Genomic DNA, 12,043 nt, shown 5'->3' on the forward strand with positions numbered 1-12,043 from the left:
CCAGTTCCCCCGAATGGACATTAAGCGGCGAGTTCCAAACCCGCAACCAACAAGTTGGAGGGTCTTGCTTTGCCGTACCTTCACTACGCGATTATTGATTTTCTTTAATGCCAAGCACGGCCAGGGTCCAAAGCGGCCGTAACAGCGCAACACAATTCACTTCACCCGCTCACCTGCCTGCCCCGGGGGGCGAGCCCAGACGCCGCCTCATTGCTTGAAACAGTGCTCGCGGTGCCATTGCAAAAAATGAGAATGCGGGCGGTCAAAGTGTCGGCGAGGCGAAAGCGCGCGGCGGGTCCTGTTTATGAATCCCTGCACGCTGTCGAGGTCGTTGACCTGTCGCGAGATCAGGATTTCGAGGTCATCGGATAGGCTGATCAACCCGCGATCGAACATCCAGTGCGCGGTGCCGGACAGTGCAATCCCGTTGTTGATGACATCCGGGCCGTTCGCTTCGACCGATCGAATATGGGCGGCTGAAACTTCTGCTCGGCCGCCGCCATTTATCAGCTTCAGTCCGGTGATCGCGCAGCGCTCGTCATAGGCGCGCAAGACGATGCGACGGAAAATGCGGTCTCGCACAATTCGCGATCCGATGTAGTTTACGCGATCGCGGCTCTGCTCGAATTCGAATGGCGCCTGCTCCTCCTGAAAGCCAGAAGATGTGCCGACCTCATCTACGCGCGGTAGCAACGACCCGTTCGTGTCCAGGCCCAAATCGATGATGCGGTTGAAATCGGCCGGGCTAATTGGGCGGACGGCCGATTGGGCGCGACCGGAAATTCGTCCCTGATCGTTGAGCAAGCCTCGCTCAACGAGACCATCGGTTCCATTAAATGGAACAGGGTTGACGAAATCGAGATAGGTTCCAGGCTCAATCAGAGCGAGGTACATATCAGCCGTCACAGGATCGGGAATGATTTGTTGGACTTTGGCTACGGCGTAATAGCCGCGGGTATCGTCTACCTTGCTGGGCTCGTAATAGATGATCCAGTCGCCAACGCATGCTTCGACGCGGCGCAGATATGGGCGAGGAAACTGGTATTGCTCGGCGGGGCGGTCATTGTAGATCGAATCTGAGCGATGAATGAAAACCCCGAATCCCATGATCTTCCTGCAATGCGTTCTTTGGGGATATCTGCCTCAGAACACCAAAATCCGATCTTGGGAGGTTAGTCCAGGTCGGAGAAGCTTTTCCCCGTGGTATCGGTCTTCTTTTGGAACCGTCTAGGGAAAGCTCCTCCCCTAACAAAGCGCCGCGCTCTTTTCCACGGCGCGTATCGCAGAAGGCCCGCGCCATCCGTCCTCTGACACAAGGAGGAGCGCCATGAGAAAACTCATCGTCACTGAATTCATCAGCGTCGATGGCATCGGCGAGACTGCCAAGCGTTACCTGGAACGATGGGATGCAAAATTCAACGAGGACGAGCTTGCCGACAGCGGCGCCATGCTTTTGGGGCGCGCGACCCATGAGATTTTTGCCGGCTCGTGGCCCAAGGAGATCGGAGATTTTGCCGACCGCTTCAACGCGCTGCCGAAATATGTCGCCTCGACGAGCTTGACGCCGCGCGGATCCCTCCCGCGATTGATGCGAGTTCGCAGCCACCTGGCGGAAGGCGGAAGGTTCTGACCCGCCCTTTCTTGCTACGGCGGTAGGAAGACGTCTTGATTCCACCACAAGCCCAAATTGCTGGATTTGGCAACCCAGGAAGGATAGGCTTGGTTTTTGGTTCAAGCGATGGAACAGAGACTAGCCGCAATTCTGGCTGCCGATATGGCGGGCTACAGTCGGCTGATGGAGGCCGACGAATCCGGCACGCTCGCACGCCTTCGGACCCATCGCATAGAACTGGTCGATCCCGCCATCGCGAAGAACAAGGGCCGGATCATCAAGACCACCGGAGACGGCATGCTCGTTGAGTTCCAGAGCGTGACCGATGCCGTGAAATGCGCCGTGGAAATCCAACAGCGCATGAAACGGCGCAATTCGGATGTGCCGCAAGAACGGCGTATCGAATTCAGGATCGGCATAAATCTCGGCGACATCATTTTCGACGATGAGGACATTTTCGGCGACGGCGTCAATATTGCCTCACGCATCGAGCAACTCGCCGACGTCGGCGGTATCTGCGTGACCGCAGCGGTGGCGACCCAAATTGCCGACCGTCTCGAAATTGCCATGGAGGACCTGGGCGAGAAGACGTTAAAGAACATCAGCCGCCCGGTTCGCCTCTATCGCGTTGGGTTTGACAGTCCTGCCCTGCCAGAAGTCGAGGCGAAGCGATCCATCTCGAAACCTTCGATAGTGGTGCTGCCATTCACCAACATGAGCGGCGACCCCGAGCAGGAATTTTTCGCGGACGGACTGACCGAGGACATCATCACCGAACTGTCCCGCCACCATGAGCTGTTCGTCATCTCGCGCAATTCCAGCTTCGTCTACAAGAACCGCGCCGTGAATGTGCGCGAGGTGGCCGAGAAACTCACCGTCCAATACCTGGTGGAGGGAAGCGTCCGCAAGATCGGCGACAGGGTGCGCGTGACGGTTCAGCTCATCGACACGGCGAATGACGCTCATATTTGGGCAGACAAATATGACCGGAAGCTGGACGACATATTCGCGATTCAGGATGAGGTGACCGCGGCGATCGCAGCCACGCTGCCCGGTCGTGTCGAGGCGGCTCAGCGGGACCAGCTCGCGCGGGCGAAACCTGCAAACATGGCCGCGTATGAATGTGTGCTTGCTGCCAAGGTGCTGCATCACCGAAGCACGATTGCGGATAATGAACGCGCGCAAACCTTGATAGAAAGGGCCGTCACGCTCGACCCCGATTATGCCCATGCCCATGCCTGGCGGGCCTGCATTCTTGGCCAGGCCTGGGTCCATAACTGGTGCGAAGACAGGGATGCCATCTGGAACAACATCATGGCGGCGCTGGACAGGGCGCTGGCGCTGGACAACAACGATGCCGATGTCCACCGCATTCTCGCGGCAGTGAACGTGAACAACAATGAGCTGACCACTGCGCGCTACCATCAAGAGCGGGCGCTGGCCCTCAATCCCAATTACGACCTCGTGGTGGTGCAGCAAGGCGAGTTATTGACGTGGCTCGGGAGGCCGGAAGAGGGAATTGAGTGGATCCGCAAGGCAATGCAGTTGAACCCGCACCACCCGGAGAGGTTCTGGAGCCATCTGGGAAAGGCGCATTTCGCCGCGCGCCAGTATGGCGAGGCGATCGAAGCTTTCATGCATCTGTCAACCATGGACTCGGCTCAGCACGCTTTCGCCGCTGCCTGCTACGGCTGGCTCGGCGACGAAATCGCGGCCGCGGCGCATCTAGGCAAGATCAGAACGCTCGATCCCCAATTCGACCTCGATTCATTTATCGCCACCCTGCACTTTGCCCAGGAGTCTGATGTGCAGCACGTCCGCGAAGGACTGCTGAAAGCCGGTATTGCCAACCTGTAGGCAACAGGTAGCTACGAACCAGAGCCAATCGGGGACAAGCAAAAAAGACCGGCCGCCGATGCGGATCTTGTGGCATGACCGAACGACGGGCAGGGTCGGAGAAGCTTTTCCCACGGTATCGGTCTTTGGAAGCGAACGGGGAAAGCCCTCCCGCTGAAAAAGCGCCGCGCTAGTTGACGGCGCATGTCGCATAAGGCCCGCGCCATTCGGCCCTGCCAGAAAGGAACCCGCCATGAGAAAACTCATCATCACCGAATTCATCAGCGTCGATGGCATTGCCGAGGTCGAGAAGCTGCCTAGCGTGGCCTGGAATGATGAGATGCAAAAGTTCAAGGACGACGAGCTTGCCGACAGCGGCGCCATGCTGTTGGGGCGCACGACCTATGAGATTTTTGCCGGCTCGTGGCCCAAGGAGACCGGAGACTTCGCCGAGCGGTTCAACGCGCTGCCGAAATATGTCGCCTCGACCAGCTTGCAGGCGCTCGACTGGCAGCCGGCCGAGCTGCTGCAGGGCGCGTTGCCGGAAGCGGTCAGAGGGCTGAAGCAAGGCAGCGGCGGCAACATCTATGTGCATGGCAGCCTCAGCGTCGCTCAGGAATTGCTGCGCCATGGCCTGGCCGACCGCATCAGGCTGCTCAGCTATCCCGGTGCCGTCGGCCAGGGCAAGCTGCTGTTCCCGCCCGGCGCACAATTGCCGCTCGAGCTGATCTCGGCCACGCAATTCAGCAACGGCGTGGTGGCGCTGGAGTATGCGGCTGGGATGGGGTGATGAGCCAATCTCCCCCCTTGAGGGGGAGATGCCCGGCAGGGCAGAGGGGGCGGTTCGACCGGGCTCGGCTCCTCTCTTGCGGCAGTGGGGGGTTGGCGCATTACGCGAGACGACCCCCTCTGTCGCCTTCGGCGACATCTCCCCCTCAAGGGGAGAGATTGGCAGCGCCCCTACACCGTCCGCTGCCTGCCCTCGACCGCAGCGTCTTCCCGCGCCCTCAGCGCCTTCTCGATCTCGCGCTTCAGCTCGTCCTTGATCGCCACCGTCTCGGCCATCAGCGCCTCGACCTTCATGAAATCGAGCACCCGGTATTTCGAAACGGCCGGCCTGATCAGAATGTCGGGCCGGCTCTGGTTCAGCTTGCTAGCGATGATCGACTGCATCATCAGCTGCGTGGCGCCGAACATCAGGTCGACGGAGGTCGGGAATTTGCGGCCGGCCTCGGTCGGCGCGCCGACCACGTCGACGGCGATGATGATGTCGGCGTCGAGCTCGATCAGGTCGAACGGCACGGGATTGTAAATGCCGCCGTCGATCAGCAGCCTGCCGTCGCGCATCACCGGACGGAACACCGCCGGGATCGCCGCCGAGGCGGCCAGCGCCGAATGCAGCTCGCCTTCGTCGAACACGGCGAGCTTGTGGCCATAAAAGTCCGTTGCCGTCACCTTCAGCGGTATCTTCAATTCGGCGAAGGTCTCGGGAATGGCGTCGGGCAGGAACGCCTTGAGGATGCGCTCGACATTGAACTGGCTGACCCGCAGGCCGGCCTGCATCGCCTCGGCAAAAGTGCCGGGCCGCGCCCGCCACATGCGCGTCGCCACTTCGGCGCGGCGGCCGAGGATCGAGCGCGTATAGTCGTGGATGTCCTTGCCGGTCATGCCCGAGGCCATGCCGGCGCCCATGATGGCGCCGATCGACGAGCCGGCGATTGCTGCCGGCCTTATGCCCAGCTCGTCCAGCGCCTCGATGACATGGATATGCGCCAGCCCACGCGCCCCGCCGCCGCCAAAGGCGATGCCGAAGCTAGGGCTCATCCCTTGTTGGCCGCGCCGAGCTTCGGCCCGACCACCATGACGGCCGGCTCGGCGGAGAGCAGCTTTTTCGCCACCGCTTTCACCTGGTCCAGCGTCACCGCGTTTATCAGGGCGGCGCGGCGCTGCATGTAGTCGATGCCGAGCTTGCCGAGCTGGATCTCGACCAGCGTTGAGGCGATCGCGCCGGAGGAATTCAGATTGTTTATGGCATAGGCGCCGATCATGTATTTCTTGGTCGCCGCCAGCTCGGCTTCGGTCGGCCCCTTCTCGGCCATGCGCCTGACCACGTCGCGCACCACGGCCAGCGTCTCGGCCGCCCTGTCGGCGCGGGTCGAGGTGGTGATGGACAGCGCCTCGGAATGCTGGTGGTCGACGAGGTCGGAGCTGACGCTGTAGGCCAGACCGCGCTTCTCGCGCACCTCGTCGAACAGCCGCGAGGTGAAGGTGCCGCCGCCGAGGATCTCGTTCATCAGCACCGCGGCGAAGAAATCCGGCGCGTTCCGCTTCACGCCGGGATAGGCGAGTTGCAGCGAAGCCTGCGGCTGGTCGTAGACGACCTCGAGCTGCTGGCCGAGCTTCAGGTCGATATCGGGAACGGGCGTAAGCGCCTGCTTTTCCGGCAGGCTGCCGAACACCAGGTCGAGCTTCTGCTTCAGCGTCTCGGCGTCGATGGCGCCGACCACCGCGACATGCAGGCCGTCGCGGGCGAAATTCGCCTTGTGGAAGGTGCTGAGATCGGACGGCGTAATCGTCGCGATGCTTTGCCTGGTGCCCTGGTCGGGCCGCGCATAGGGATGATTGCCATAGATCGCTTCCAGCCATTTGCGCTGGGCGAGCGTATCGGGATCGCGCTCGTTGGCGATGATACCGGACAGGATCTGCGCGCGGATGCGGTCGATCGGCACTTGGTCGAAGCGCGGCTGGTTGACTGCCACGCGCAACAGGTCGAAGGCGCCGTCGCGCTGGTCGGCCAGCATGCGCATCGAGCCGTAGATGCCGTCGCGCTGCGCCTCGAAGCTCATCTCTGCACCGACGTCGTCGAGCTTGATCTGGAAGGCCTCGCTGTCGAGGTTGCCGGCACCTTCGTCGAACAGGCCGCTCATCAGATTGGCAAGCCCTTCCTTGCCGGGCGGGTCCTGCGTCGCGCCGCCATCGAAAACGAAGCGGATAGCGACGATCGGCACCGAATAATCCTCCACCAGCCAGGCGGTGATGCCCTTCGACGAGGTCACCTTCTGGATGTTCACGGCGGCGCGAGCGGAAAGCGCCGGCAGGAGGAGAAAGACGAGGGAGAGAATGAGGGTGGCCAGAAGAGGGCCGGCGCGCCAATTGCCAAGGTCGGCGCCGCCCCTCATCGCCCTGCCGGGCACTTCTCCCCGTATAGTGACGGGGAGAAGGGGCTGGCCGCTGTCCCGGCGCTCGCTCTGCAAACGCTGAAGATTGGCGAAACCGTCGATGACGGCGCCCCTCTCCCCGTCCCTATACGGGGAGAGGATGCCGGCAGGCAGGTGAGGGGCGGCGCCGACGCTCAAACTCATCATCAAATCAATTCCCAGCCTGGGTTTGCGGCAGAAGATAGCCGGTCGTTGCGTGGTCGAGATTGAGATAGCGGGCAGCGACTTCCTTGACCTGGTCGGCGGTGACCTTGCGGATGCGGTCCGGCCATTGCTGGACGTCCTGGACGTTGCCGCCGGTGGCGAGCGTCGAGCCGTAGATGTTGGCCATGTCCTCCTGCTTGTCGCGGGCAAAGATCATCGAGCGTACGAAACGGTCCTTGGATTTTTCCAGCTCGTCGCTGGTGACGCCGTCTTTCGCGATGCGGGCGATCTCGGCGTCGACCGCGGCCTCGATGTCGGCAAGCTTGGCATCGCCGCGCGGCGCGCCGTAGACGGTGAAATTGGTGTCGTCGAGCATGGTGCCCTGGAAGAAGGCGCCGGCCTCGGCGGCGATGCCTTGCCTGACGACAAGCTCCTGGTAGAGCCGGCTGCGGTTGCCGCCGCCGAGGATTTCGGACAGCACGTCGAGCGCTTCGGCTTCGCCGGGCTTTGCCGTGTGATAGGACGGGACCACCCATTGCGTGGTAAAGCTCGGCACGCTGACGCGCCCGTCGGTCAGCGTCACCGTGCGCCTGGTGTTCTGCTCGGGCTCAACCGGGCGGATGCGCGGCGGCAGATCCGGGCCGCGCGCGATCTTGCCATAGGTCTTTTCGGCCAGCGCCTTGACCGTTTCCGGTTCGACATCGCCGGCCACCACCAGCACGGCATTGTTGGGTGTATAATATTTGTTGTAGAAGGCCATCGCGTCGGTGCGGTTCAGCTTCTCCATCTCCTGCATCCAGCCGATGACCGGAATGCGGTACGGCTGGTTCTGCCACAGCGTGGCGTCGATTTCCTCGTCGAGCACTGCCTGCGGATTGCTATCGATGCGCGAGCGGCGCTCCTCGAGGATGACGTCCCGCTCGGTCTTGATGACATCGTCGTTGAGGATGAGATTGCGCATGCGGTCGGCCTCGAAGCCCATCATCTCACCGAGCGCCTGCGGCACCACCGTCTCGTGAAAGGCGGTGTAGTCGTAGGAGGTGAAGGCGTTGTCCGAGCCGCCGATGGCGGCGACGGCACGGTCGAGCTCGCCCGCAGCATGGTTGCTGGTCGCCTTGAACATCAGATGCTCGAAGAAATGGGCAATGCCGGACTTGCCCGGCGGCTCGTCGGCGCTGCCGATCTTGTACCAGACCATATGGGTGACGATGGGGGCGCGGTGATCGGGGACGACGACGACCTCCATGCCGTTGTCGAGCAGGAAATCGGTCACGACGCCATCGTCAGGATTGTTATCCGCCAGAGCCGGCGCGGCCATCACCAGAGCCAGTCCCAAGAGCGTTCCGCGCAGCCATTCAGCCTGAAATGTCATAGATGGCTCCGGTTTGTGGTGGGACGATAGGCGGGGTTGCTGGTCGAGGCAAAGCGAATTGTTCGTCATTTTGAAGGCGCCACCGTGGAAGCCGAACTCAGGCGGCCTCGATGAACCGGATGACCGTCTCGCCATAGTTGCGCTCGTCGACAACCGAAAAGCCCGGCCCTGCCTCGAACGGCGCCGCCGCCGCTTCCTCGACGACGCAGAGCGCGCCAGGGGCGAGCCAACCACCGGCCTTGGCCGAGCGCAACGCACGTTCGCCAAGGCCTTTGCCATAGGGCGGATCGGCGAAGACCAGGCCGAATGCGGCGATGGTGCCCGCCTCGCCCAAGCCCGTCGCGTCGCGGCGGAATATCTTGGTGCGGCCGGTGAGGCCGAAGGCCTCGACATTGGTGCGGATCAGGCCGCGCCCTTCGGCGGATTCTTCGATGAAGACAGCGTAGGAGGCGCCGCGCGACAGCGCTTCGAGGCCGAGCGCGCCGGTGCCGGCGAACAGGTCGAGCACGCGCGCGCCGTCCAGTTTTTCAGGAAAGCGATGCGCCAGCACGTTGAAGACCGCCTCACGCGTGCGGTCGGTGGTCGGGCGGATGGCAAAGGTGCGGGGCGTCGCCAGCGGACGCCCGCGAAACTCACCGCCGACGATCCGCATTGCTTCCCTTCGGGCCGCCGCGCGGCCGGTCGCCACCGCCATCCGGGCGCTCGCCGCGCGGTTTGCCGAACGGCTTTGCACCGCCGCCTTGCGGCTTGCCGCCGGGCTTGCCGTAAGACGGCTTGAACGATGCCTTGCGCGCCTTGTTTTCCGCCGCCTTGGCGGCGTCTGCCTCCGCCCTGCCCTTGCCGATCGGCCGTGCGCCCGGCGCCATCCAGACATTGGCCTTGCGCTGGCCCGGCGGCTCGATCGGCCGCTGCTCGCGTTCGGATTTTTTCCCACCGAAGCCGCCACGAGGCTTGTCGCCGCGGGGTTTGTCCCCGAAGTCGCTGCGTTCAGGTCTGGGGCCACGCTCGCCAAAGCTCTTTTTTGGCCCAAAGCTCCTGTCAGGGCTTGTCGACAGCTTGCCGAGCGCTTCGTCGCGGCTGCCTTCGCGGCGCTTGCGGTTCTTGATCAGGCCGCCCTCGCCGATCGGCCGGCGTTCGCCGTCGCGGGTGAATTTCGGCCGCTCGGGCTCCTCTTCGCGCTCACGCCTGACCGGCTTGTTGGAAAACGGCTTGGCGATATCGGCATCGAAATTGGCGCCGGACTCTTCGACCAGGCGCTCGCCGAGCTGGTCGCGCAGCACGCGGCCCTTGATCTCCAGCACATGGCCTTCCGGCAAATCGTCGAGCTGGAACGGCCCGTAGGAAATGCGGATCAGCCGCGTCACGTCGAGACCGAGCGCGCCCAGGATGTTCCTGACCTCGCGGTTCTTGCCTTCGCGCAGGCCGAGTGTCAGCCAGGCGTTCGAACCCTGCTCGCGGTCGAGGGTCGCCTCGATGGCGCCGTAAAAGACACCGTCGACGGCAATGCCTTCGCGCAGGCCGGCAAGCGCGCTTTCCTCGACCTTGCCGTGAACGCGCACGCGGTAGCGTCGCAACCAGCCGGTCGCCGGCAGTTCGAGCACGCGCGACAGGCCGCCATCATTGGTGAGCAGCAGCAGGCCTTCGGTGTTGATGTCGAGCCGGCCGATGGTCATCAGCCGCGGCAGCCCGGGCGGCAGCACATCGAAGACGGTCTTGCGGCCTTCGGGATCGCGGTTGGTGGTGACCACGCCGGCCGGCTTGTGGAACAGGAACAGCCTGGTGCGCTCGATCGGCGGGATCTCCATGCCGTCGAGATGGATGATGTCGCCGGGCATGACATTGAAGGCCGGCGAGGACAACACCTTGCCATTGACCTTGACGCGGCCGGCCGCAATCAGTTCCTCGGCGTCGCGGCGCGAGGCCAGACCGGCACGCGCCAGCCGCTTGGCAATGCGTTCGCCGGCTTCTTCCGTTGCCTCGACGCGACGCGGGCGCGGCTTGAAGCCGCCTTCCGATGCCACCTGTGCCCTTTGTGCCCCTTGCGGTCGATCGCCGCCAAAATCACGCTTGGGACGATCGCCAAAATCACGCTTGGGACGGTCGAAGCGCCTCTCGCCGCGCTCGCTTTCGGCAGCTGCCGGCCGGTCGCCGCGCGGAGTGTAAGGCTTGCGCGGACCTTCGCGCTTTTCATAAGGCGTGCCCTCCGGACGCGGCCCTTTGCTGAACGGCCTGTCGCCGCCTTTGAAGTCGCGCTTCGGCCGCTCGCCTTCGGCAGCTGCCGGCCGGTCGCCGCGCGGCGCATAAGGCTTGCGTGGACCCTCGCGCTGTTCATAAGGCTTGCCTTCCGGACGCGGCCCTTTGCTGAATGGCCGATCGCCGCCTTTGAAGTCGCGCTTCGGCCGTTCGCCTTCGGCGGCCGCCGTCCGGTCGCCGCGCGGAGTGTAGGGTTTTTTGGCGCCGAAGGGCGGCTTGCCGCCCTTGCCGGGAGCGCTATCGCGACCACGCGACCCTGCCGGCTTCGGGCCGGCCTTGCGCGGGAATTTCTTGTTTTTGTCGTCCATGTGGCCTTTGCTCGTTTGCGCGGGTAGTAACAGGATCGCGCTCTAGTGGCGAGGAGATAATCGGAATGGAAACCGCGTGAAGCGGCAGGATTTCATGGCGCTGGCGCTTAAAGAAGCCGAAGCCGCCGCCCAGCGTGGCGAGGTGCCGGTTGGCGCGGTCGTCGTCGGCGGCGATACGGTCGTTGCGAGTGCCGGCAACCGCACCCGCGAGTTTGCCGATCCCACCGCCCATGCCGAGATGCTGGCGATCCGCGAGGCCTGCCGCAAGCTTTCCAGCGAGCGGCTCAGCGGCCACGATCTCTATGTGACGCTGGAGCCGTGCGCCATGTGTGCCGGCGCCATCTCCTTCGCCAGGCTGCGCCGGCTTTATTTCGGCGCTGCGGACGAGAAGGGCGGCGCAGTGGTCAACGGCGTTCGCTTCTTCACGTCACCGACCTGCCACCATGTGCCCGACATCTATCCGGGCATGGCCGAGAACGCAGCAGCAGCATTGCTGAAGGACTTTTTTCGCGAGCGACGCGGAGCCTGATTTTCTGGTCCGGCAGACGGTCCATCCAAGTCAGCCAATCCAGCCAGCCAATCCAGGGCAAGAACGTCTCTGGCGCCGTCAGCCTACCAGGGCAGCCAGTCGAACATGCCGCCGCTCTTACTCTTGGCAGCCGCCTCCCTCTTGAGGCGGCGTTCCTTCTTGTACTCGTCCTCGCCGAGGTCACCCTGCGGCGCGGTGGCGGCGGCAGCGCGGTATTGCACCGGTGGCTCGCTCAGATATCTGCGGGTGGTCGGGTCGCCCTGTTTGCCTTCAGCCCGGCGGCGCATGATTTCCGCGGCGCGGCTCTTGTCCGAATCGGCGGGAGTCCAGGCTGGCGGGTGGCTCGAGCCCGACAGCTTCAGCGCGGCCTTGACCGACGCCGGATCCGTCTGCACGTCATCGATGACCTGCGCCTGGTAGGCCGGGTCGTCCTGATGCAGGGTGGCATCGGCGCGCAGGCGGGCACGGCGCTGCTCCGGCGATTCGGGCCATTCGGCACTCGCCGTCTCGATGCTTTCCTGCGGCGGCGGCAAGACTTCCTTCTGCCCCGGCCCTGGCTTCACCAGTGTGGGGCGCGGCTTGTAGTCGATACTATCCTTGCGCTTGGGTGCGAAGGAAAAAGCCCCGGTGAGGTCGCCGGCAAGCTGCGCGCCCGCGGTCTTGTCTGTCCCGTAAGTGGGCGAGCCCATGCAGCCGGACAAAGCGAGGCCCGATACGACAAGCGGCGCCAGCAGCGCAACGCGCGCGTAAGTTCTCTCGGTCATGCCAAAA

Annotated in this window: 11 protein-coding genes; 4 read left to right on the forward strand and 7 right to left on the reverse strand. The window is 63.6% G+C overall.

The features are described from left to right. Positions 1–207: 207 nt before the first annotated feature. On the reverse strand, positions 208–1,107 hold the full coding sequence (locus NKJ15_RS21480) for an HNH endonuclease (protein WP_352817430.1): 900 nt from the start codon (positions 1,105–1,107) through the stop codon (positions 208–210). A 220-nt stretch (positions 1,108–1,327) separates the two neighbouring features. On the opposite strand from NKJ15_RS21480, the gene NKJ15_RS21485 reads away from it, so the two are divergent. The 3 genes from NKJ15_RS21485 to NKJ15_RS21495 all read left to right on the forward strand — a co-directional run bounded on the left by NKJ15_RS21485 (position 1,328) and on the right by NKJ15_RS21495 (position 4,238). After that, entirely contained in the window at positions 1,328–1,630 is a 303-nt protein-coding gene (locus tag NKJ15_RS21485) for a dihydrofolate reductase family protein (protein WP_352817431.1), read from the forward strand. A gap of 108 nt (positions 1,631–1,738) precedes the next feature. Continuing rightward, entirely contained in the window at positions 1,739–3,469 is a 1,731-nt protein-coding gene (locus tag NKJ15_RS21490) for an adenylate/guanylate cyclase domain-containing protein (protein ID WP_352817434.1), read from the forward strand. A 232-nt stretch (positions 3,470–3,701) separates the two neighbouring features. After that, on the forward strand, positions 3,702–4,238 hold the full coding sequence (locus NKJ15_RS21495; protein ID WP_352817437.1) for a dihydrofolate reductase family protein: 537 nt from the start codon (positions 3,702–3,704) through the stop codon (positions 4,236–4,238). Between the two features lie 170 nt (positions 4,239–4,408). Here NKJ15_RS21495 and NKJ15_RS21500 read toward each other — a convergent pair whose 3' ends face one another. The 5 genes from NKJ15_RS21500 to NKJ15_RS21520 form a co-directional block, all read right to left on the reverse strand. After that, a complete protein-coding gene (locus tag NKJ15_RS21500) occupies positions 4,409–5,272 on the reverse strand; it encodes a patatin-like phospholipase family protein (protein ID WP_352685517.1) in 864 nt (287 codons plus the stop codon). After that, positions 5,269–6,627 (reverse strand): M16 family metallopeptidase, encoded by a 1,359-nt coding sequence (locus NKJ15_RS21505; protein WP_352817582.1) that lies wholly within the window; start codon positions 6,625–6,627, stop codon positions 5,269–5,271. The genes NKJ15_RS21500 and NKJ15_RS21505 overlap by 4 nt, the downstream gene beginning before the upstream one ends. A 190-nt stretch (positions 6,628–6,817) precedes the next feature. After that, a complete protein-coding gene (locus NKJ15_RS21510) occupies positions 6,818–8,182 on the reverse strand; it encodes a M16 family metallopeptidase (RefSeq protein ID WP_352817440.1) in 1,365 nt (454 codons plus the stop codon). A 97-nt stretch (positions 8,183–8,279) separates the two neighbouring features. Beyond that, the gene (rsmD, locus tag NKJ15_RS21515; RefSeq protein ID WP_352475003.1) at positions 8,280–8,834 is read right to left on the reverse strand and encodes a 16S rRNA (guanine(966)-N(2))-methyltransferase RsmD; all 555 of its coding nucleotides are present in this window, start codon (positions 8,832–8,834) and stop codon (positions 8,280–8,282) included. Continuing rightward, entirely contained in the window at positions 8,815–10,743 is a 1,929-nt protein-coding gene (locus NKJ15_RS21520) for a pseudouridine synthase (RefSeq protein WP_352817443.1), read from the reverse strand. The genes rsmD and NKJ15_RS21520 overlap by 20 nt, the downstream gene beginning before the upstream one ends. Positions 10,744–10,819: 76 nt before the next feature. On the opposite strand from NKJ15_RS21520, the gene NKJ15_RS21525 reads away from it, so the two are divergent. Beyond that, the gene (locus NKJ15_RS21525) at positions 10,820–11,272 is read left to right on the forward strand and encodes a nucleoside deaminase (protein WP_352474534.1); all 453 of its coding nucleotides are present in this window, start codon (positions 10,820–10,822) and stop codon (positions 11,270–11,272) included. An 83-nt stretch (positions 11,273–11,355) separates the two neighbouring features. On the opposite strand, the gene NKJ15_RS21530 is transcribed toward NKJ15_RS21525, so the two are convergent. Continuing rightward, positions 11,356–12,036 (reverse strand): hypothetical protein, encoded by a 681-nt coding sequence (locus NKJ15_RS21530; RefSeq protein ID WP_352453465.1) that lies wholly within the window; start codon positions 12,034–12,036, stop codon positions 11,356–11,358. Between the last annotated feature and the right edge of the window lie 7 nt (positions 12,037–12,043).

The sequence above is a fragment of the Mesorhizobium sp. M0207 genome (genome assembly GCF_040321995.1).
Lineage (GTDB): Bacteria > Pseudomonadota > Alphaproteobacteria > Rhizobiales > Rhizobiaceae > Mesorhizobium.

What these genes read in the sequence shown, in the direction of transcription:
- NKJ15_RS21495 (WP_352817437.1), top strand. Translation starts at nt 3,702, where the DNA reads ATGAGAAAACTCATCATCACCGAATTCATCAGCGTCGATGGCATTGCC.
- NKJ15_RS21480 (WP_352817430.1), bottom strand. Translation starts at nt 1,107, where the DNA reads ATGGGATTCGGGGTTTTCATTCATCGCTCAGATTCGATCTACAATGAC.
- NKJ15_RS21510 (WP_352817440.1), bottom strand. Translation starts at nt 8,182, where the DNA reads ATGACATTTCAGGCTGAATGGCTGCGCGGAACGCTCTTGGGACTGGCT.
- NKJ15_RS21500 (WP_352685517.1), bottom strand. Translation starts at nt 5,272, where the DNA reads ATGAGCCCTAGCTTCGGCATCGCCTTTGGCGGCGGCGGGGCGCGTGGG.
- NKJ15_RS21490 (WP_352817434.1), top strand. Translation starts at nt 1,739, where the DNA reads ATGGAACAGAGACTAGCCGCAATTCTGGCTGCCGATATGGCGGGCTAC.
- NKJ15_RS21520 (WP_352817443.1), bottom strand. Translation starts at nt 10,743, where the DNA reads ATGGACGACAAAAACAAGAAATTCCCGCGCAAGGCCGGCCCGAAGCCG.
- NKJ15_RS21485 (WP_352817431.1), top strand. Translation starts at nt 1,328, where the DNA reads ATGAGAAAACTCATCGTCACTGAATTCATCAGCGTCGATGGCATCGGC.
- rsmD (WP_352475003.1), bottom strand. Translation starts at nt 8,834, where the DNA reads ATGCGGATCGTCGGCGGTGAGTTTCGCGGGCGTCCGCTGGCGACGCCC.
- NKJ15_RS21530 (WP_352453465.1), bottom strand. Translation starts at nt 12,036, where the DNA reads ATGACCGAGAGAACTTACGCGCGCGTTGCGCTGCTGGCGCCGCTTGTC.
- NKJ15_RS21505 (WP_352817582.1), bottom strand. Translation starts at nt 6,627, where the DNA reads ATGAGGGGCGGCGCCGACCTTGGCAATTGGCGCGCCGGCCCTCTTCTG.